Origin of the sequence: Flavobacterium sedimenticola, from assembly GCF_030053345.1 — a bacterium.
Classification (GTDB): Bacteria; Bacteroidota; Bacteroidia; order Flavobacteriales; family Flavobacteriaceae; genus Flavobacterium; species Flavobacterium sedimenticola.
Genome location: NZ_JASGBP010000009.1, coordinates 1 through 21,784, shown reverse-complemented (window position 1 = coordinate 21,784; position 21,784 = coordinate 1). Strand labels below are relative to the sequence as shown.

The 21,784-nt window shown below is 40.0% G+C and carries 19 protein-coding genes; 11 read left to right on the top strand and 8 right to left on the bottom strand.

Features of this window, described 5'->3' with window-relative positions; translation table 11 throughout:
- Nucleotides 1-79 precede the first annotated feature (79 nt).
- The 4 genes from QHT84_RS11910 (at nt 80) to QHT84_RS11895 (ending at nt 2,699) form a co-directional block, all read left to right on the top strand.
- The gene (locus tag QHT84_RS11910; RefSeq protein WP_283239787.1) at nt 80-1,183 is read left to right on the top strand and encodes a GyrI-like domain-containing protein; all 1,104 of its coding nucleotides are present in this window, start codon (nt 80-82) and stop codon (nt 1,181-1,183) included.
- Nucleotides 1,184-1,246: 63 nt separating this feature from the next.
- The gene (locus QHT84_RS11905; protein WP_283239786.1) at nt 1,247-1,789 is read left to right on the top strand and encodes an RNA polymerase sigma factor; all 543 of its coding nucleotides are present in this window, start codon (nt 1,247-1,249) and stop codon (nt 1,787-1,789) included.
- A gap of 30 nt (nt 1,790-1,819) precedes the next feature.
- On the top strand, nt 1,820-2,233 hold the full coding sequence (locus QHT84_RS11900) for a hypothetical protein (RefSeq protein WP_283239785.1): 414 nt from the start codon (nt 1,820-1,822) through the stop codon (nt 2,231-2,233).
- A gap of 10 nt (nt 2,234-2,243) precedes the next feature.
- Nucleotides 2,244-2,699: a sensor of ECF-type sigma factor gene (locus tag QHT84_RS11895; RefSeq protein WP_283239784.1), complete on the top strand. Its 456-nt coding sequence runs from the start codon at nt 2,244-2,246 to the stop codon at nt 2,697-2,699.
- Nucleotides 2,700-2,727: 28 nt separating this feature from the next.
- On the opposite strand, the gene QHT84_RS11890 is transcribed toward QHT84_RS11895, so the two are convergent.
- Nucleotides 2,728-3,780, bottom strand: a complete 1,053-nt coding sequence (locus tag QHT84_RS11890; protein ID WP_283239783.1) for a sialidase family protein — start codon at nt 3,778-3,780, stop codon at nt 2,728-2,730.
- Between the two features lie 119 nt (nt 3,781-3,899).
- Here QHT84_RS11890 and QHT84_RS11885 point away from each other — a divergent pair, with 119 nt between their 5' ends.
- Nucleotides 3,900-5,219 (top strand): hypothetical protein, encoded by a 1,320-nt coding sequence (locus QHT84_RS11885; RefSeq protein ID WP_283239782.1) that lies wholly within the window; start codon nt 3,900-3,902, stop codon nt 5,217-5,219.
- 125 nt (nt 5,220-5,344) lie between these two features.
- Complete coding sequence (locus tag QHT84_RS11880; protein WP_283239781.1) at nt 5,345-7,333, top strand: KUP/HAK/KT family potassium transporter; 1,989 nt, start codon at nt 5,345-5,347, stop codon at nt 7,331-7,333.
- On the opposite strand, the gene QHT84_RS11875 is transcribed toward QHT84_RS11880, so the two are convergent.
- On the bottom strand, nt 7,323-8,435 hold the full coding sequence (locus QHT84_RS11875) for a poly(ethylene terephthalate) hydrolase family protein (protein ID WP_283239780.1): 1,113 nt from the start codon (nt 8,433-8,435) through the stop codon (nt 7,323-7,325). The two genes, QHT84_RS11880 and QHT84_RS11875, sit on opposite strands and share 11 nt — an antisense overlap.
- Before the next feature lie 166 nt (nt 8,436-8,601).
- On the opposite strand from QHT84_RS11875, the gene QHT84_RS11870 reads away from it, so the two are divergent.
- The 3 genes from QHT84_RS11870 to QHT84_RS11860 all read left to right on the top strand — a co-directional run bounded on the left by QHT84_RS11870 (nt 8,602) and on the right by QHT84_RS11860 (nt 13,215).
- Nucleotides 8,602-9,822 carry an RsmB/NOP family class I SAM-dependent RNA methyltransferase gene (locus tag QHT84_RS11870; RefSeq protein ID WP_283239779.1) on the top strand — a complete coding sequence of 407 codons (1,221 nt, stop codon included), beginning with the start codon at nt 8,602-8,604 and terminating at the stop codon, nt 9,820-9,822.
- 9 nt (nt 9,823-9,831) lie between these two features.
- Nucleotides 9,832-10,905 (top strand): endonuclease, encoded by a 1,074-nt coding sequence (locus QHT84_RS11865; RefSeq protein ID WP_283239778.1) that lies wholly within the window; start codon nt 9,832-9,834, stop codon nt 10,903-10,905.
- A gap of 165 nt (nt 10,906-11,070) precedes the next feature.
- A complete protein-coding gene (locus QHT84_RS11860) occupies nt 11,071-13,215 on the top strand; it encodes a DUF349 domain-containing protein (RefSeq protein ID WP_283239777.1) in 2,145 nt (714 codons plus the stop codon).
- A 33-nt stretch (nt 13,216-13,248) separates the two neighbouring features.
- Here the strand turns inward: QHT84_RS11860 and QHT84_RS11855 are convergent, their stop codons facing one another.
- The 3 genes from QHT84_RS11855 to QHT84_RS11845 all read right to left on the bottom strand — a co-directional run bounded on the left by QHT84_RS11855 (nt 13,249) and on the right by QHT84_RS11845 (nt 17,525).
- Complete coding sequence (locus QHT84_RS11855) at nt 13,249-14,178, bottom strand: aspartate carbamoyltransferase catalytic subunit (RefSeq protein WP_283239776.1); 930 nt, start codon at nt 14,176-14,178, stop codon at nt 13,249-13,251.
- An 85-nt stretch (nt 14,179-14,263) separates the two neighbouring features.
- Nucleotides 14,264-14,797: a bifunctional pyr operon transcriptional regulator/uracil phosphoribosyltransferase PyrR gene (pyrR, locus tag QHT84_RS11850; RefSeq protein WP_283239775.1), complete on the bottom strand. Its 534-nt coding sequence runs from the start codon at nt 14,795-14,797 to the stop codon at nt 14,264-14,266.
- A gap of 100 nt (nt 14,798-14,897) precedes the next feature.
- Complete coding sequence (locus QHT84_RS11845) at nt 14,898-17,525, bottom strand: valine--tRNA ligase (RefSeq protein ID WP_283239774.1); 2,628 nt, start codon at nt 17,523-17,525, stop codon at nt 14,898-14,900.
- A 307-nt stretch (nt 17,526-17,832) separates the two neighbouring features.
- Here QHT84_RS11845 and QHT84_RS11840 point away from each other — a divergent pair, with 307 nt between their 5' ends.
- A complete protein-coding gene (locus QHT84_RS11840; protein ID WP_283239773.1) occupies nt 17,833-18,267 on the top strand; it encodes a DUF1573 domain-containing protein in 435 nt (144 codons plus the stop codon).
- 33 nt (nt 18,268-18,300) lie between these two features.
- Here QHT84_RS11840 and QHT84_RS11835 read toward each other — a convergent pair whose 3' ends face one another.
- Nucleotides 18,301-19,635, bottom strand: coding sequence for an aspartyl protease family protein (locus QHT84_RS11835; RefSeq protein WP_283239772.1), 1,335 nt, complete (start codon nt 19,633-19,635; stop codon nt 18,301-18,303).
- Between the two features lie 128 nt (nt 19,636-19,763).
- On the opposite strand from QHT84_RS11835, the gene QHT84_RS11830 reads away from it, so the two are divergent.
- Complete coding sequence (locus tag QHT84_RS11830; protein ID WP_283239771.1) at nt 19,764-20,957, top strand: pyridoxal phosphate-dependent aminotransferase; 1,194 nt, start codon at nt 19,764-19,766, stop codon at nt 20,955-20,957.
- A gap of 181 nt (nt 20,958-21,138) precedes the next feature.
- Here the strand turns inward: QHT84_RS11830 and QHT84_RS11825 are convergent, their stop codons facing one another.
- Nucleotides 21,139-21,381, bottom strand: coding sequence for a hypothetical protein (locus tag QHT84_RS11825; RefSeq protein WP_283239770.1), 243 nt, complete (start codon nt 21,379-21,381; stop codon nt 21,139-21,141).
- 286 nt (nt 21,382-21,667) lie between these two features.
- Nucleotides 21,668-21,784 (bottom strand): T9SS type B sorting domain-containing protein (locus QHT84_RS11820; RefSeq protein WP_283239877.1); only part of this gene is annotated, 117 nt, incomplete at its 5' end.

Sequence of the window (21,784 nt, the reverse complement as noted above, 5' to 3'; positions counted from 1 at the left end):
GCTCACTAACAAATATAATCAAACTCTTAGTAACACAATTAAATGTTTTGCTAACTTTGTGTCACTTAAAAATCGACCTATGAGAATCCTGAAATACATATTCTTGTTATTGCTGTTGGCCTGTATCGGGATAACCGTTTATGTAGCGACACAGAAAGGCGATTTCAAAGTAACACGCAGCTGGATTATTCACACCCCGAAAAGCACGGTTTTTGATTATGTAAATGATTATAAAAATTGGGAAACTTTTGGTTCATGGATGTCGAAAGACAACCCAATTCAATTTACCTATCCGGCCAAAACCATGGGTGCCGGTGCTCGTTTTAGTTGGCAAAACAATTCTGACACCGGAGACCTGCGAACCCATTTTGTAAAAGAAAATGACAGCATTGCGCAAAAAGCAAATTGGAACGGCACTGTAGCCGATGTGCATTTTAAATTTTCAGATACTTTGGACGGCACTAAAGTTACGGTTCAAATCCGAGGAAAAATGGATGTTTTAACCAAAATAAAAACTTTTTTCAGTGGCGGAATCCACAGCATTATTGTAGATGGCATGGAAAAGAGTTTGCGCAACCTCGATAAAACCTTAGCTTACGAAATCAAAACCTACAGCATCAAAGTAAATGGTATTTCTCAGAGAAATTCGGGTTATTGCCTCAAACAAACCGTTTCCTGTAAAGTAAAAAACGTGACCAAAAATATTAAAATCTTTTTACCGAAAATGGTTCATTTTTTCAAAAAGAATCAATTGCCCATGGCCGGAAAACCGTTTGTGCTTTATGAACGATATGATATCGCTAACGACATCGTGACTTTTTCAGTGTGTATGCCTACGCAAAAGCAAATTTTTATAAGCTCGGGCAGCGATGTAACTTCTGCCGAAATTGTGCCTTTTACGTGTATCAAAACAACCCTAACAGGCGATTATTCCCATTTACAGGAAGCATGGGCGAAAGCGCGAAAATACATTGCCGATAAAGGGTATACAGAAAATTTTGCCGGAAAATATTCGGAAGTTTACCTCAAAACCATCGACGATGTAAAGCAGCCGTCCCAATGGATTACCGAAATTCACATACCGGTTTTTCCCAAAGCAGCTCCCGCTGTACCGCTTAGTTTGCCTATAACTCCAACAGCTACTTCAACCCCTGAGACAGCTCCGGAAGCAGCAATACCTTAATTTTTTTTCGCTTCGAATTAAACCTTTTGTGCTATCTTTATTCCAAACCGTTAAATTTTTGCTTTGCAAGAGGAACACGATTTTATCAGGGAATTGTTAGACCCCAAAACGCAAGATCAGGCGTTTCAAAAACTCTTGCGGGATTACAGCAAGCCCTTATACCGTCATATTCGCAACATTGTATTGAACCATGATGATGCCGATGATGTGTTGCAAAACACATTCATTAAAGTATTTCAGTACCTAAATAATTTTAAAGGCGAAAGCAAGTTATTTTCCTGGATGTATCGCATTGCTACCAATGAAGCCATCACCTTTATCCATCAAAAAGCCAAGCGTAACCGGCAAACCGGCGAGGCAATGCAAAACAAAATCATTGAAAATTTAGTAGCAGATGTATATTTTGAAGGAGATGCCATTCAGATAAAGTTGCAGAAAGCCATCATCACACTGCCCGAAAAGCAACAATTGGTTTTTAAAATGAAATATTTTGAAGAAATCAAATACGAAGATATGTCGGAGATACTCGGTACTTCAGTAGGCGCGCTCAAAGCATCATACCATCATGCCGTCAAAAAAATTGAAGAATACATGAATACCCATTAAACCCTTAGACCCTAATTTTGTCCAATCGATATGAAAAAGTTTAAATTAAATGAAACCAATAAGCTAAATTCGGGGTTTACCACTCCGGATGGCTACTTTGATTCGTTTTCCGAAAAAGTGCTAATGCAACTCCCCAAAGAAGAACCAGAAGTAATTTCCATTTTCAGCCGCAAAAAGATTTGGTATTACGCAGCTGCCTCAGTAGTGGTTCTCCTGGGTTCGGTTCTTCTGTATAATTATTACACTGTTAAGACCCAAGAACTGGAAGCTGTGGCCTATGAAGAGTATATTACCAATCATATGAACATGTCCAATGAAGATATGGCAACTTTATTGAGTCAGGAAGATTTGGATAAAATGAAACTGGAATTGCATCTGGAAGACGAAGCTGTGGAAGAAGTGCTACTCAACAATACCGATATCGAACAATACATTACAAACTAATCTTTACAAAATGAAAAAAATAGTCACTGTCGTTATGCTGTTATTATCGTTCATCAGTTTGGCCCAAGGCGGACGTTTGTTGCGCGAAAAGAAAGAACAGATTAAAGCCATGAAAGTGGCGTACATCACCAATGAATTGGCATTAACACCTGACGAGGCCGCCAAGTTCTGGCCACTGTACAATGCTTTTGAAGAAAAACAACATGAAATTCGCAAACAAAAACTCAAAGGTTACCTAGATCGGGTTGACGATGAATCGTTTGACAATGTATCGGACAAAGAAGCCGCCACTCTTTTGGCTCAGATGGAAAGCACTGAAGACGAACTCTATCAGGCTAAAAAGAAATTTATCGCCAGTTTGAAAGGGGTTATTTCACCCCTTAAAATTCTGAAACTGAAAAAAGCTGAGGAAGGTTTCAACCGGAAACTGCTACAACAATACCGCGATCGAAAATTTGGAAGATAACAGAATGTAAGAGTGCTCTTGAGCACTCTTATTTTTTAAATTCTATTTTGATAATTTTATTTTTTCCGGCCGCAAAAGCCGTGTTCTCGTCTAAAAAGCGAATCGTGTACAAGGCTGAATCTGTGGCAAAAGTAACCCAAGTTTTGCCGCCATCAGACGAATACTGCAGTCCGGAAGCTCCCACACAAACCAATTGTTTCCCGCCTGAATTCGGCACAAATTGCACACAAGAGGCATAACCAAAACCAATGTTCTCGGCTATTAATTGCCAAGTTTGGCCGCCATCATAAGTAATGGCTTTGTTTTGATAGTTTTGCGTAGGTTTTTCGTAATTGCCGCCGGCTACAAATCCAATCTTTTCATCATAAAAATCAGCAGTAAAAATACCTGTCATGGCTTCGCCCTGAACAATGGGTGTATCAAAAACTTGCCAATTCTTTCCTTTATCGGGCGAATAAAAGACACGCGACTTCTTGCCGCCCGAAACCACCCAAGTTTTATGGCCTTTAATCACAATATTGGTATTGCTGGCCGCAAAAGCCGCTTCGCCATCGGCTGCTTTCGGCAATTGCGAACACGCTAGTTTGTGCCATGATTTGCCGGCATCTCGGGTAATAATTACTGATAAGCAATCTTCTGTAGGATCACCAATGGCTATGCCTTCGGCATCATTCCAAAAGCGCATACAGTCGTAAAAAACTCTCTCATTTTTTTCCTCGTAGACCAATTCGCTTTGCTTAAAGTCTTTAGAATAACGATACAGCAACGCGGGATTACCAATTGATAAGAAATAGACATATTGAGAAGTCATTGCTATACTTCGAAATTCAAAATTATATGGTAACGATGTCAATTGCTTCTCGTATTGGGCGTTGGAAGACACAAAACCCAACTTCTTATCGGAGCCGGCATAATACAAAGTATCCCGATTAAAATCGATGGCCCGAATGCTGATCTTACCGGTGTAAATGGTATCAATGACTATCGAAGTAAATTTTTCAGAAGCAGCAAACTTAGTGGATTTACACGAGCCTAAAACCAACATTATCAATACATTAAAAAACAAAAAAGAAGATTTCACTGGACTATTTTTTGCTAAAAATACGTTAAAAAAATCATTTTAAATACCGTAAAACGATTTGTGGCATTGTAATTGGATATTGGCTTAAAAAACTATTCCAATACTAAAATATAGTTATTATGAAAACAAAAATGATCACCCTCGCCACACTGTCGCTTTGGAGCATTGTCAGTTCCTTTGCTCAAGACAGAACTACGGTTTCAGCATACAACTCTGAAATTAGTGACAACCTTGATTTGAGAGCGGTAGCTTCGATTTTTGGAGATTCCAGAGATTTGGCCGATTTTGAAAGACGTTTGAACGACCCTGAACTTCAAATTTCCAATTTGGATTTAAATGAAGACAATAAAGTAGATTATTTGCGTGTGATTGAAACGGTGGAAGGCAATGCCCATTTGATTGTGATTCAATCGGTATTGGGTAGAGACACTTTTCAAGATGTAGCTACTGTTGAAGTGGAGCGCGACCGAAACAACCGCGTACAAGTACAAGTTGTTGGTAATGTTTACATGTATGGTCCGAATTATATTTACGAACCGGTTTATTCGTTTACACCGGTAATTTACACCACATTCTGGATTAACAATTATCGTCCGTATTATTCTTCTTGGTATTGGGGTTACTATCCGGCTTATTATTATGCTTGGACACCCTATCCTATTTTCAGATACCGAAACCATATCGGAATCAGTATTAATTTCCACCACCATTACAACTATGTAACCTACCGAAGATGTCATGTGGCATACAACAACTATTATCGTGGCGGTTACAGAGGAAATGCTTACGAGGTACGTTATCCGAATCGTTCCTTCGGGGTTCGAAACAGTGGTTATGTGAATCGTTATGAGTTAGATCAGCGCAGAAATACTCGATCTGTAGCCAACGGAACTCGAAATTACAATACACCAAGAACTACTGCTTTGACAAGTACACCCAGAGGAAATTCAGGTGTGAGAAACTATGAATCTCCAAGAACAACGACTGTTCAGAGTACGCCAAGAGGAAATTCGGGTACCCGAAATTACGAATCACCCAGAGCTGCTGTTGAGAATTCACCGAGAGGTAATTCCGGTATCAGAAACTACGAATCACCCAGAGCAGCCGTTGAGAGTTCGCCAAGAGGCAATTCCGGTATCAGAAACTACGAATCACCCAGAGTAGCCGTTGGGAGTTCGCCGAGAGGAAACTCCGATACCCGAAGTTACAGTTCACCCCGAGGTAATTCGGGTACCCGAAGTTACGAATCACCTAGAACTGCTGCTGCAGAAAGCACACCGAGAGGAAACTCGGGCTCTGGAAGCTATCAATCTCCCAGAGAGAATGCTCCGAGAACTTCGGCAGCACCAAGAGGAAATTCGACTCCGAGAGAATATTCAAGTCAACGCGGAAACAGTTCCAGAGGAGAAAATGGTTCCGGTGGAAACAGAAGAAGTTAAGTTTGTATATAGTTTTGTTGTTGGAAGGCATCGCTTAGGCGGTGCTTTTGTTTTTTTAAAATATTTGACTCAACTTCAATCAGATATTTTAAAAACATATAAATTTGCAGCTTTAACATTTTATTATGAGCTCTCACAGCCATCAAAATTTACACTCAAAACTCACCGCAGGCGGATTACTCTTAACATTGGGAATCATATACGGTGACATCGGTACCTCGCCTTTGTATGTAATGAAATCTATCATAGATGAGCATCAAATAACTTCCGATTTAGTTTTGGGCGGATTATCTTGTATTCTTTGGACCCTAACACTCCAAACCACTTTAAAGTACGTTATCATAACACTTAATGCGGACAACCATGGTGAGGGCGGTATTTTTTCGTTGTATTCTTTAGTAAAAAGAACCAAAATTCAATGGTTGATTGTTCCTGCTATTATAGGGGGTAGTTTGCTCTTGGCGGAAGGTATTATCACGCCTCCCATCTCGGTATCCTCTGCCGTAGAAGGATTATTGATATTCAAACCGGATATTCCTACTATTCCGATTGTGATTGCTATATTATTTGTGCTCTTTACCATTCAACAGTTTGGAGCAAAAATTGTAACCAAATTTTTCTCTCCTGTAATGCTGATTTGGTTCTCCATGTTAGGGGTTTTGGGTATTATCCAGATTACTCAAAATATGGAGGTTTTAAAGGCTGTTAACCCATACTATGCATACAAATTATTGACTTCTGATGCCTCCGGGCACGGCTTTTTTATTTTAGGAGCGGTGTTTCTTTGTACCACCGGGGCCGAGTCATTATACTCAGATATGGGACATTGCGGCAGACGAAACATCAGAGTGAGTTGGATTTTTGTGAAATCTACTTTGGTATTAAACTATTTCGGACAAGGCGCCTATTTATTGCAACATAACGGCAGTACCTTATCACAATTGAACGATCACAACCCGAATCCGTTTTATTTAATTATGGCCGAATGGTTTCAACCTATCGGTATTATTGTAGCTACTCTTGCAGCCATTATTGCTTCACAAGCCTTAATCAGTGGATCATTTACCTTAATAAACGAAGCCATGCGGCTGAACTTTTGGCCAAAAGTCCGCATTAATTATCCTACTGATGTGAAAGGGCAATTATACATTCCTTCCATTAACTGGCTATTGTTTGTAGGCTGTGTTGGTATTATTTTATATTTTAAAGAATCCAAATACATGGAACATGCCTATGGTCTTTCCATTATTTTAGGGATGATGATGACCACCACTTTATTAAATTTCTATTTGATTATGAAAAGAGTCAAATGGTATTTTATTGGGGCCATTATCACCGTTTATGCCGTAATTGAGCTTAGCTTCTTGATTGCTAATGTTACCAAATTTATGGAAGGCGGTTATGTAACCCTGGCTATTGCTATATTCTTAATTGGGATAATGTCGACTTGGTTTTTAGCGAAAAAAATCAGTAAAAGTTACACTAAAATAGTCAAAATTAACGATTATAAGAAGGTATTGGCAGAGCTGAGTGTAGATTTGTCTATCCCAAAATATGCCACGCATTTGGTATATATGACCAACTCTCAAAGAAGTGATGAAATTGAAGAAAAGGTAATGTATTCCATCCTTCAAAAGCGCCCCAAAAGAGCCGATTTGTATTGGTTCATCCACGTAAATATTTTGAGCGAACCTTATAAAAAAGAATACCGAGTGACTGAAATTGTTAAAGATGATATCTATCGCATCGATTTTTATCTTGGTTTCCGCGAGCCGACCAAAATCAACTTAATGTTCAAGCAAGTCATTAAAGAAATGGTACAACGCGGTGAAGTTGATATTACCAGTCGCTATGAATCATTACACAAAAACCATATTATTGGTGACTTCAAATTCGTGTTGTCTGAAAAATTTCTTTCCAATGACAGCGACCTGACTTTCTTCGAAAAGATAGTAATGAACACCTATTTTCTGATGAAAAAATTAAGTTTGTCTGAAGAAAAAGGGTTTGGTTTAGACAGTAGTTCGGTAAAAATTGAGCAATTCCCGTTGGTGATTCATGCACCGGAAAAAATAGAAATGCGACGTATCGAAAAAGATTGTCCTATTTTATAAATTTTCCGCGTCCTACTATTTTGTTTTCACTTGAAACAATATAGTAGTACACTCCTTCAGAAAAATCAGCGGTATCAATATTGGTTGATTCTGTAAAAGTTTCCGACACTATTTTTTTTCCTGTTCCATCAAAAATAATAATGTCACAGCGCGTTGAAATGGCGACCCGAACCATCAATACCGTATCCGTCGGGTTAGGATAAATGGTAACTGTATTTTCCGTCGAAGCAGTGTCAACACTCAACGACGGACACAGTAGGCAATTTTTTTGAAACGTAATGGCCGTATCTGCTGTGATTTGAGCATCAAATTGACTTCCGGCGTTACAATCGCCTTTTAACTGAAAGTTCAACCAAGGAATCAAATAGCTGTTGATAATAGCTTGTTGAGAAGCTCTGCTGATAGAAGCTTGTGGCGAACAGGAACTTTCTCCGAAATTGCATAAAAAATTGCTATTAGCCATTTGACAATGACTTCCTCCGGTGATGGAAATCAACGTTTTACACTGCCCTGCTAAAGCACTGTACATCGGAATTTGATGGGCATTGGGCGGTGTCACACAATCGTTACTTCCCGAAAAAACAAGTGACGGTATTGCAATCAAACCCGCAGCAGTAATCGCCGATGGATTGGTTTCTGCGGCAGCAAAATTGACTAATGTTGTAATGTTACTGTTGAGTTGGGCTGCCAAAAAAGAAGCACCGCCGCCCATACTATGACCCATTACTGCATTCATGGTACTGACTCTGTTATAAAAAAGAGAGGCGGAATTACTATTCAATACCAACATCTGATTGAGAATAAAGGCCAAATCTTTACCAAAATCCAAGTGCGAGGGAGAAATCGATCCTTCAGTCTTCGGAAAAAGCATAATATAGCCGTTCGGAACCAAAGAAGTCCAAAAATTCTGATAAGCATCCCAAGTCATCACAAAACCATGTCCGAAACTCAACGTCGGAAAAACCACATTATCATTGGCCAAAGGCACATTGTCTCCGGCAAAATCGGCCGGATAATACACCTCGGTAGCAATTACTCGATTTCCTCTGGAAGAATCGGTAAAATTAATAGTAGTATGCCCAATTTGGTAAGTTTGAGCCAAGATACACTGTGAAAAAAAGCAAACAATTATAAGAATAAAATACCGCATAAAAAGAGAATTAAGCCTCTCAAATATAATGATTTATGCTACAAACCATTTTTCCTCTGTTAATTTTAAGTGCCGATAATAAAAAAGGAATATCTTTGCACGCTTATTTTTTGTCAACATGCGATTACATCGAAATTTAGTATATACCACTATCGACTCTCTAAATGCCATCTTCAACGAAGGAGAATACGCCGATAAAGTAGTGGCTCGTGCCTTAAAAAAAGACAAACGTTGGGGAAGCTCCGACAGAAAGTTTGTCGCCGAAACCATCTATGAAATTGTACGTTGGAAAAGATTGTATGCCGAAATTGCCGAGGTAAAAGAACCTTACGACCGGGAAGATTTATGGCGTCTGTTTGCTGTTTGGGCGGTACTACGCGGATATCCTATTCCGGATTGGCGCCAATTAGAAGGAACACCTGCCCGTAAAATCAAAGGACGATTTGATGAACTTTCAAAAATCAGAAAATACAGAGAATCCATTCCGGATTGGATGGATGAGTTGGGTGTTAAAGAGTTGGGTGAAGAAATTTGGACAAAAGAGATTGCGGCACAAAACCAACAAGCGCAAGTTATTTTAAGAACCAATACCCTAAAAACCACCAAGGAAAAACTTCGCGCCCTATTGATGGATATCAATATAGAAACGGAATTCTTAAAAGACCAACCGGACGCTTTGGTCTTGAAAGAAAGAGCCAATGTTTTTTTAACCGATGCTTTCAAAGAAGGCTTGTTTGAAGTGCAAGATGCTTCTTCGCAATTAGTCGCTCCTTTTCTCGATGTTCAACCGGGAATGCGGGTGGTTGACACCTGTGCCGGAGCCGGCGGAAAAACTTTGCACATGGCCTCTTTGATGCAAAACAAAGGACAACTAATTGCCATGGATTTATACGAAAGTAAACTCAAGCAATTAAAATTAAGAGCCAAAAGAAACGGTGCCTTTAATATTGAATACCGCATTATTGACTCTACCAAAGTCATCAAAAAATTACACGAAAAAGCCGACAGAGTCCTCATTGATGCTCCTTGCAGCGGATTAGGCGTATTGAAAAGAAATCCGGATTCGAAATGGAAATTACAACCCGAATTCATCGACAATATCAAAAAAGTACAAGCCGAAGTTTTAGAAAACTACTCCAAAATAGTTAAACCCGGCGGTAAGTTAGTGTATGCAACCTGTTCTGTTTTACCCTCTGAAAATCAGGAACAAATTAAGCGTTTTTTAAGTACCGACACCGGCAAATCGTTTACCTTTGTAAAGGATACAAAAATTTTAGCGCAAGACACCGGATTTGACGGTTTTTACATGGCTTTGTTAGAACGAAAAAAAGAAATATAATTTAAACAAATGAAGAAATTTACCTACCTACTATTATTCAACATTGCCATTGCATTCTCACAGGCCGGAGCTCCCGCGAGTCCGTATTACAACGGATTCAACTGGACACTGACCGGTACGAATTTAAAAAATGCACTAGCAACCAAAATCACCACTACGCATACCAATTTTTTAACTTATACTCCCGGTGTTTGGAATGCGTTGAAACAGGTAGATTTAGACCCAACGAATACTGCTAATGTATTACTGGTTTATGGTTGGGAAAATGGCACCGATGGTGATGTAACCAATGACAGAACTCGTGATAAAGACAACAATGGCGGTACTAACGGACAATGGAATCGCGAACACATCTTTGCGCAAGCGTTAGGGAATCCCGACTTAGGTCAGGACGGTCCTGGAGCCGATGCACACATGCTTCGTGCTTGCGATGTGCAACGCAATGGTACCAGAGGCAATAAATTATATGCCGCAGGCTCGGGAAATTCGGGGAATGTTGGGGCTAATTGGTATCCCGGTGATGAATGGAAAGGCGATGTAGCCCGAATCATCATGTATATGTATTTACGGTACGGCAACCAGTGTTTACCAACCTATGTAGCTGTGGGAACACCTGTAGCTTCTGATGCCAATATGTTGGATTTATTATTGCAATGGAATGCACAAGATCCGGTGTCGCAATATGAAGATAATCGCAATACCTATTTAGGCAATGCATCCAACAGCTACGGTCAAGGAAACAGAAATCCGTTTATTGACAATCCTTATTTAGCAACCGTGATCTGGGGCGGACCAACAGCGCAAAACAGATGGCCCACCGTTTTTCTTTCCAATGCCGATTTTATACTAGCAGAAGACATAACTGTATATCCTAATCCGGCAAATGATATTGTAAATATTGAAACCAACATCTCCGTTGATGAGATTGATATCATTACCATTAACGGTCAGGTGGTGCAACAAATTAAATCACCGGTTTTAAACAATAACACCTACTCTATCAGCAATTTACCAAAAGGCTTTTACTTTTTAAAAGTATCCTCAGGTTCTCAAACGGTTACCAAAAAAGTAATGGTCAACTAAAAACAAAAATCACAAATATCACGTAAAACGCTGTTGGCCTTCAACAGCGTTTTTTTGTTTTTCAACGTGATAATATACAGAAAACAGTGTTTTCCTTTGATGTTTAGCGCTTCTTTTATTATCTTTCGCCCTCAAAATGTGTAACCTTTTAAAACATTTACAAAAATGTTAGAAGAAAAGAATGATAACCTGCAAGACGCAGATGGAAATGTAGTAAACGAGTCTTTTGAAGTGTCTGCTACCGAAACAGAAGAAAAAACGGCCTCTGAGGAAGCTATCGAGACCACTGAGGTGATAGAAGAAACTACTCCTATTGAATCGGTAGCAACGGAAGAAGAAACGCCGGTTGAAGTGGCGGTGCTAACCGAAGCACTGACCGAGGACGAAATCGAACTGGCGGCCGAAAGAGAAGCCTTGGTGGAAGAAGCTGTGGAAGAAAATCAGGAGACAACCGTAGCATTAACTGATGAGCAAGTGGCTGATGACACTCCGGTTTTAGAAACCGAAAACGATTCGGTAATGAACGCTATTCAGGAAGTGAATGCCGAGGAAAGTGAAGATGAATCACTCAAAGACCGTCATGATATTCCAATGCTCGACTACGAGACTTTATCAATGGAACAACTGGTAGATGCCTTAGGTGATTTAGTTGTGGTTGAAAGAGTCATGTCGGTGAAAGACCATGTGGAAGAACTTAAAAAAGCATTCCTCTCTAAATACTATCATTTTATTGATGAAAAAAGAGACGAATATTATGCCGAAAATCCGGATACTACCGAAGATTTCCATTATCATTTACCCTTAAAGGTTAAATTTGATCAATTATACAACAACTATCGCGACAAGAAAAACAATCATTTTAAAGCGCTTCAAAACAGCTTAAAATCGAATCTAGAAACGCGATTAGCCATAGTAGAAGAGTTAAAGCAACTCATTAACTCCCAAGAAAGCATTGCCTCGGCCTTGAAGCACTTCAACGATATTCGGGAGCGGTGGAAAAATGCCGGTCCGATTCCGAAAGACAAATACAATCACGTGTGGAATAATTACCATTTCCATGTAGAGAATTTTTACGACTTTTTACATTTAGACCGCGAAGCCCGTGATTTAGATTTCAAACACAACTTGGAGCAAAAGCAAAAAATCATTGCTCGTGTAGAAGAACTGATTCATTTGGAAGACATTAATAAAGCTTTCCGCGAATTACAGGATTTGCACCGCATTTGGAAAGAAGATATCGGTCCGGTATCCCGCGAACACCGTGAAGAAATCTGGAACCGCTTCAGCGAATTAACCAAACAAATGCACGACAAACGCGAGAGTTTATTTGAAAAGCTACGCGAAGTGGAAAATACCAATTGGGAAAAGAAAAAAGAAATCATTGCCCAAATTGAAGTGTTAGCACAGGAGAGAGTTAACTCACATGCAGCATGGCTGGTTCAAATTGAAAAAGTAGAAGCTTTACGCAATCAATTCTTCGCTGCCGGCAAAGTTCCGGCCGAAGTTAATGAAGACACTTGGACGTCCTTTAAAAATGCGGTAAGAAGTTTTAATGCCTTGAAAAACTCTTTTTACAAAGACATAAAAAAAGACCAAAACGACAATCTGTCTAAAAAACAAGCACTCGTGGCCAAAGCCATCGAACTTAAAGACAGTACTGATTTTGCCACCACTACGCCGTTGATGAAACAAATTCAGGAGGAATGGAAAACTATCGGTCATGTACCGCGAAAATTCTCCGATAAATTATGGGCCGAATTCCGTGCGGCTTGTAATGAATATTTTGAAAAGCTGAAAGAGCAGAAGAGCGAAGTCAATGCAGAAGAAATTGAAGCTTTTGAAAAGAAGAAAGCCTATCTGGAAACCTTGAGAGCTTTTGAATTGGTCGGCGATCACAAAACCGATTTGGATGCCATCAAAGCACACATTGAAATGTGGAAAAGCTTCGGTAAAGTTCCGTTTGCACGTCGACACATTGAAGGCAAGTTCAATAAAATTTTAGACGCCTTATTTGAAAAATTAAGTGCCAGTAAAAAAGAAAATGAAATGACGCGTTATGCCAGTCGTTTAGACCAATTGGCTAATAACGATACGCGAAAGTTGGATAACGAAAAAGTTTTCTTAATGCGTAAAATTGATGAAGTACAAGGCGAAATTTTCCAGTTGGAGAATAACATTCAGTTTTTTGCGAATGCCAAGGCCGATAACCCTATGGTAAAAGAAGTGATGAAAAATATCGAATTCAAAAAAGAAGAGCTGGCATTGCTCAAAGAAAAGTTGAAACAACTTCGAAATTTGAAAACGGAATAACAAAAAAGCCTCGCAATTGTGAGGCTTTTTTATTTAAGATTGAATCTTTGACGCTAACAAATAAATAACCGCCATCCGAATCGCAACGCCGTTTTCCACCTGATCCAAAATAACCGATTGATTGGAATCGGCCACCTCTGAGGTGATTTCCACCCCACGATTAATCGGACCCGGATGCATAATCACTATTTCTTTATCCAGCGAATTGAGCAGGTTTTTATCTACACCGTATTGTTGGGCATATTCACGAGTCGAAGGAAAATAGTTCACATCCATTCGCTCGTTTTGCACACGAAGCATGTTGGCTACATCACACCATTCTAAGGCTTTACGCAGGTTGGATTCCACGGTAACCCCTAAACTTTCAATATATTTCGGAATCAAGGTTTTCGGACCACACACTTTTACTTCCGCACCTTGCATTTGCAATGCGTAAATATTGGATAAGGCTACCCGGGAATGCAAAATATCACCCACGATTACTACTTTCTTTCCGCCCACTTCTCCCAGTTTTTCTCTAATAGAATAACTATCGAGTAATCCTTGCGTCGGATGCTCATGAGCACCGTCTCCGGCATTGATGATACTGGCCTTTACATTTTGAGATAAGAAGTATGCCGCACCCGGATGGGCATGACGCATCACCACCATGTCGACTTTCATCGACAAAATATTGTTTACGGTATCAATTAGCGTTTCTCCTTTTTTGACTGACGATTGTGCCGCCGAAAAACTAATTACATCGGCTGACAAACGCTTTTGAGCCAATTCAAAAGACAATTTGGTACGGGTGCTGTTTTCAAAAAAGATATTGGCGATAGTGACATCGCGCAGCGAAGGCACTTTTTTAATCGGACGATTGATAACTTCCTTGAAGTGATCGGCTGTTTCAAAAATCAAATCAATATCCGATTTTTGAAGGTATTTTATTCCGAGTAAATGGTTTACGGTCAGTTCAGACATTTTGATATATAGTGTTGTGTTGTATGTTTATATTAAATGTTGCGGGTTGCGGGTTAGAGAACACGTAACTTTAAACTCGTAACCTTCAAACCAAATAAACCGCATCTTCTCCATCCTTTTCATTCCAACATACTTTTACTTTTTCATTTTGGATAGCATCCACTTGGCGGCCTCTGTAATCGGGTTGTATCGGCAAATGACGACTAAATCTACGGTCAATTAACACTAACAGTTCTACTTCCGCCGGTCGTCCAAAGGATTGGATAGCCGTGAGTGCCGCATTGATACTGCGACCGGTAAACAAAACGTCATCAATAAAAACTACTTTTTTATCTTCAACCAAAAAATCGATTTGGGTTTTATTGGCTTCCAATTGCTTTTCGCCGCGGCGGAAATCATCTCTGAAAAAAGTAATATCCAAATATCCCAATTTCACATCGGTCACTTGGTATTCGTTTTCGAGTAGTGATTTAATCCGATTGGCTAAAAAAGTTCCTCTGGGTTGTATGCCAATTAAAACGGTATTGGAAAAATCGAGGTGGTTTTCGATTAACTGACAAGCCAAACGATGGAGTATGATATTGACTTCTTTGGAAGTGAGCAATACTTTTTGACTCATGATAGTGTTGTTTGGGTTGTAAAAATACTATTTTTTTACAGAGTATGTGGTCTTCCGAAAAAAATAAAAAAAATGCCCGTTGTAAAAACGGGCATTGGATTTATTGTAAACTGGCTAAACTTTGCTCGATGGTAGCTATTTTAGCCAAAGCATCGGCCTCTTTTTTGCGTTCGTTTTCGATGACTTGCGGCGGTGCTCCGGCTACAAATTTCTCATTTGATAGTTTGCCTTGAACGCTTCTCAAGAACCCTTGGGTATATTTTAACTCTTCTGTGAGTTTGGCTATTTCAGCAGCAACATCAATATTTCCGGAAACCGGAATAAAGTATTCGTTCGATTTTACGCGATACGTTAAAGCGCCGTCTACGGTATCGGTTACATATTCCAAACTGCTGATGTTTCCTAACTTCAGAATTACACTGTCAAAATAAACGGAAGCCTTTTCGTGATTAATCACTTTTAAATTAATAGCTTCTTTCATGGCTATGTTTTTGTCCTTGCGGATGGTTCGTACCCCGGCAATGACTTCGGCAGCAAAGTCAAAATCGGCTATTAACTTCTCATCATAAGCAGATGCTTTTGGGTATTCGGCAATAATCAGCGCTTGCTCCGGTGTTCGCTCGGCGATGTGTTGCCAAATCTCCTCGGTCAGGAACGGCATAAACGGATGGAGCAACTTTAAATTGGCTTCCAACATCGCGATGGCTTTGTCAAATGTAGCGCGATCGATTGGCTGTTGGTATCCCGGTTTGATCATTTCGAGGAACCACGAACAGAAATCGTCCCAAACCAATTTGTAAATCGCCATTAAGGCATCGGATAAGCGGTATTTATCAAAACAATCGTCGATAACAGCTAACGTTTGCTGCAACTTCGCTTCATACCACTCAATGGCTACTTTGGAGCTTTCCGGTTGCGCAACATCGGCCACTTCCCACCCTTTAATCAAACGGAAGGCATTCCAGATTTTGTTGGCAAACGCCTTCCCGTTGTTGCACAACTCTTCGTCAAATAAAATGTCGTTTCCGGCCGAAGCACTCAACAACAATCCTACCCTAACGCCGTCGGCACCGAATTTTTCAATCAATTCTAAGGGTTCCGGTGAATTGCCTAACGACTTCGACATTTTGCGACGCTGTTTGTCGCGCACCAATCCGGTTAAATATACATTGGTAAACGGTTTTTTACCGGTATATTCATAACCGGCAATAATCATACGCGCTACCCAAAAGAATAAAATGTCCGGTCCGGTTACCAAATCGTTGGTCGGATAGTAATATTTGAAATCTTCATTTTCCGGATCTAAAACGCCTCCGAAAACCGCCATAGGCCACAACCAAGAGGAGAACCAAGTATCGAGAGCATCAGGATCTTGTTTCAGATTATGAATTTCGAGTTGCGGGTTATTGGTTTTAGCTCTTGCTAATTCTAGCGCCGTTTCAATATTTTCAGCCACTACGAAATCTTCTTTGTCGTCACCGTAGTAATACGCCGGAATTTGTTGGCCCCACCACAATTGACGCGAAATATTCCAATCGCGGATATTTTCTAACCAATGACGATAGGTATTGTTAAAACGCGACGGGTATAATTTGATTTCTTCGGTTTCCAACACCGCTTTGATGGCGGGTTTTACCAATTCTTCCATGCTTAAGAACCATTGGTCAGACAGACGCGGTTCGATAACGGCTTTGGTGCGTTCTGAGGTTCCTACCTTATTCATATGAGTTTCGGTCTTTACTATCGAACCTAACTGCCCCAACTCTACCACGATTTCTTCACGCGCTACAAAGCGATCTTTGCCTTCATAATGCAACCCAAAGGAATTTAGGGTAGCGTCTTCGTTAAAAATGTCGATGATTTCAAGGTGGTGTTTTTCCCCCAATACTTTATCATTTACATCGTGTGCCGGCGTTACTTTTAAACAACCGGTTCCGAATTCCCTGTCGACATACTCATCAAAAATGATTGGTATTACGCGATTGGAAATAGGAATGATAGCCTTTTTCCCTTGCAGGTGTGTGTAGCGTTCGTCCTCGGGATGAATGCAAATAGCGGTATCTCCAAAAATAGTTTCAGGACGCGTGGTGGCGATCGTTACAAATTCGTTAGATCCTTCAATAGCATAGCGCAAATGATAGAGTGTGCCTTGTCGTTCTTCATAAATTACTTCTTCATCCGATAAGGTCGTTTTGGCCTCCGGATCCCAATTGACCATGCGATACCCGCGATAGATATAGCCCTTATTGTATAAATCGACAAACGATTTGATTACAGAAGCCGACATGTCGGGATCCATCGTAAACTTGGTGCGCTCCCAATCGCAAGAACAGCCCAATTGCTTTAGCTGTTCTAAAATGGTGCCCCCATATTTATGGGTCCAATCCCAAGCGTGTTTGAGAAACTCTTCGCGCGTTAAATCGTTTTTATTGATGCCTTCGCTTTTCAACTTGGCTACTACCTTTGCCTCGGTGGCAATCGACGCATGGTCGGTTCCCGGTACCCAGCACGCATTGAACCCTTTTAAACGGGCACGACGAATCAACACATCCTGAATGGTGTTGTTTAACATATGGCCCATGTGTAAAACTCCGGTCACATTAGGTGGCGGGATGGTAATGGTGTACGGTTTACGATGGTCGGGTTTGGAGTGAAAATAGTTATTTTTCATCCAGTAGTCGTACCATTTTTTTTCTACGGCTGCGGCATTGAATTGGGAAGGAATCATATTCAGATTGTTAGACTTCTTAGATTGTTAGACTTCTCAGATTACAAAAGGACAATACGATTTTGCCATAGCCCCGATTGCAGAAGTTACCCCCGTCCCGAAATTTCGGGCTCGGGGTAACTCGTAAAGCGGGAATAAAGACGGCTGACACACCCGAACCTTTCGCTCCTGAATGTATTGGCACACCTTTTGTAAACTGAATTGCAAAAGTAGCTAAATATAGACTTTAGAAAAAATTAAGAATTAAATTTTTGTGTATTAACCGAAACGGTTTATTTTTACTAAACCAAATATTAAAATTTGACCTATGAAAAAACTAATACTTATCACCGCTATGGTATTTAGTACTGCGTTTTTTGCCCAGACCGGGCCGAAAATAGAGTTTAAAGACAAAGACAACACGATTGATTACGGCAGAGTTAACAAAGAAGATGATAATGGTGTTCGTGTTTTTGAGTTTACCAATACCGGTGATGCGCCGTTGATTATCATCAATGTACAATCGAGTTGCGGTTGTACGGTTCCTTCAAAACCCACCGAACCAATTATGCCGGGAAAAACCGGAAAAATTGAAGTAAAATACAACATGAATCCGGGGCCGATTCGAAAAACCATCACCGTAGAAACCAATGCCGTGAATGTGGATGATGGCCGAGTAGCCTTAAAAATAAAAGGGGAAGTGTATGTAAAACCGGTTGAAAATTTACTGGAGAAAAAAACGAAAAGCCCGATGATGCAATAATAAAAAAAGCCCCTTCAATAAGGGGCTTTTTTTTTATATGATGCTTTTGAGTTGGAAACGAAATGTGTATACATGCCCTTTGCGGTCAACTTCCATTTCAATGATCTTTCCCTCTTCGGATTTCAGCAGTTCATTTATTTTTTCAATACTTAAGGTATGAGCGTTTTGCTTGTTGATTTTGAGTATTTTATCATCTTTCTGCAAACCAGCTAATTCGGCTGTTGAACCGGCTCTGACGTTATAAATTTTAAATACCGGTTTGAGTTCAAACTTAATGCGAAGATTATCCTGAAAGCGACCTTCGTTGGTCGTGCCCATCTTGATGGTGACTCCTTTAGCACCAGGATCTTCATACGTTTCTTTTACCCATTCCAATCCGTCGTGCTGTACCTCTATACCGCTCATATTAAAATTAAAAGGCTGATTGACGTTATGGTTGCTCTTAGTAAAAATCAGGTGATTTGGGTAATCGAAGAATACCGAGAATCGCGATAATACTTCGCCTCCTAAAGAACCCACCCGATCTTTAACAAAATTAACACTCTTTATAGAGGTCGAATCCGGAAACGTACCGATGGCGTTAGCAAAACTGTGATTTCCAAAGGTAAAACGAGAGATTCGGCCTCGCTTCCCATATACATTACCACTAAAGCCGCGTCCTAAAAAATCATCAATATTCTTGGCAGGCAATTCGACTTGATTGGTTCTGTTAAGAAACAACCAAATAGCATCACTGTTGCCGGTATCAATAAGCAATTTTGCCTCGCAACGTTTTCCGGCACTCTCCACGGTAGCATAATAATACGGTTTGTTTTCTTCTATCAGCAAAGGCTCTTTCGTGAAATGACGATTAAGTCTTTTGACAATCTTGGGGTGATTATCAGCATACACCGTCACTTTTTTGCGATCATAATCAATTTCAACTAAATGATTCTTAAAAAAATGATAGCCAATAATGCCGTTTACGGGAATTCCGACTTGTGACGAAAAATTAAATTCCTGATCTAAGACAAGATAAATTTCATGCTCCTTGTCGGTAAATCCGTTGACTTCTAATTTATTTCGAGACGATTTGTATGCTTCCGCCGCATTATTTCCTCCTAATCCTTTGAGCATTATTTTCTCCAAATGATACAAACTGACTTGTTCCTTGTCGTCTAAACTAAAAAGCACTGTTTCTTCTACTCCGGTATCTAACAAAAACGTTAAGGTTTCTCCGTTGACTTTTATAGGAATAAAAATCAGGTTGTTGATGAGTTTAAAAGGGATTACGATTTTCCTTTTATTATGGTCAATTTGAAAACCCGACTGACTGCGGCAAGGAATAAAAGCAATAAAAAGAAAACAAAAAGTAAATAACAACCGCATTCGAGATGATTTTGGATAAATTTAATAAAAAACTATCCGCAAAAAACAATATTTAACAATTTATAAACCACCAAACGGATTGCTTTCAAGCAAAAAAATCGCAAATTTGCAACTCAAACTAAAACGTCATGCCAAAAATTTCATTAAAGGGGCAACAGATGCCCGAGTCGCCTATTCGAAAATTGGTTCCTTATGCCGAAATCGCCAAAAAGAAAGGCCATAAAGTATACCATCTAAATATAGGACAACCTGATATCAAAACTCCGGATGTTGCCTTAAATGCGGTTAAAAATGCCGATATCAAAGTATTAGAATACAGTCACTCCGCCGGTTTTGAAAGTTACCGAACCAAATTATCCGCTTACTACAAAGCACACGGTTTACCGATAGAGGTAGCCGATATTATCATCACGACGGGTGGTTCCGAAGCCTTGTTGTTTGCTATGGGAAGCACGATGGATTCGGGCGATGAAATTATCATACCGGAGCCTTTTTATGCCAATTATAACGGTTTCTCCACGGCCTCCGGTGTTAAAGTGGTTCCCGTTATTTCCACCATCGATGAAGGCTTTGCCTTGCCACCGATTGCCGCTTTCGAAAAATTAATCACACCCAAAACCAAAGCCATTTTAATTTGCAATCCCGGGAATCCTACCGGTTATTTGTACTCGAAAGAAGAAATCATGCAATTGGCGGAAATTGTTAAAAAACACGATCTGTTCTTAATTGCCGATGAAGTATACCGCGAATTTATTTACGACGAAAACGAAAAACATCACTCCGTGATGAACGTTCCGGGTATAGAACAACACGCCATCATGATTGATTCGGTTTCCAAAAGATACAGTATGTGTGGCGCACGTATCGGTTGCCTTGTGTCTAAAAACAAAGAAGTCATGGCTACGGCTATGAAATTTGCGCAGGCGCGATTGAGTCCGCCAACCTATGCTCAAATTGCCAGTGAAGCCGCTTTGGAAACACCGCAAAGTTATTTCGATGATGTGATTGCCGAGTACAAAGACCGCAGAGATACGTTAATCGCCGAATTGCAAAAAATCGAAGGCGTTAAAGTAGCTACCCCTAAAGGTGCTTTCTACTGCATTGCACAGTTACCGGTGAAGAATGCCGATGATTTTGCTCAATGGTTATTGGAATCGTACAACAACAACGGCGAAACCGTAATGGTCGCCCCGGCTGCCGGTTTCTACTCTACTCCTGGCGTTGGTTTAAATGAAGTACGTATTGCGTATGTGCTTAAAAAAGCCGATTTAATCCGTTCGGTAGCAATTCTTAAAGAGGCTTTGAAGGTCTACAATTCGTAATCGTCAAACTTTATTATAAAAAAACGCTTCAAGTACTTGAGGCGTTTTTTGTTTTTAGGAGCACATGTTTTGGCTTTCTTTGACAACGGCTCCCGCCATTCGCGCTACCCCGATGTCTCGGGGGTAGCCAGCTGCTGTCGGGGCTAGGTTCACGGTGAGTAGTCAGCTAGAACGTAATTTACTACAAATGAATCAAATGAAAACCATACTCTGAAATGACAAGCTTGTGTGTTTCTCTGTAAATAATATACTTATTTACCATGTTGAGGGTTTCTTCCGGAGAAGGAAAAACCGAGTCATAAAGGGTCTTATTCATTTCAAAAAAAAGAATCGGATCTTCTATTTTTTCACCGAGAAAATAATACTCCACCAAGAAAGGAGTATCTAATCTTTGAGCATGCTCAAATACAGCGGACAATATCATTAGTTAGGTTTGTTTGTTTTGGGATTATAAATGTAGAGAATTCCTATAAATAATTAGTGTTAAAACTGCTGCTCGGAAATGTTAAAAAAAGAAGTCATACAACGATAACAAGGTCAAAAAACTTACAAAAAAATAATTCTTGCCGAAAATGGTTCCTGCCACAATAAATAACTTGAACTAACCATCCCAAAAACGTTGCCCTTAAAATTAGGCTGTACCATAAAATCTCCACAAACAAAAACACCCGCTGTTATAAGCGGGTGTTTTTGTTTTATAAGTTGTTTCATTATCGTTTCAACGAGAAGTGTGCCTTAAACTGTTTCATCACTCCTTGTTCCGGATAATCTACCGTAAACCAGTAATCTGTTGATGGCAACGGCACTCCATTATATGTCCCGTCCCA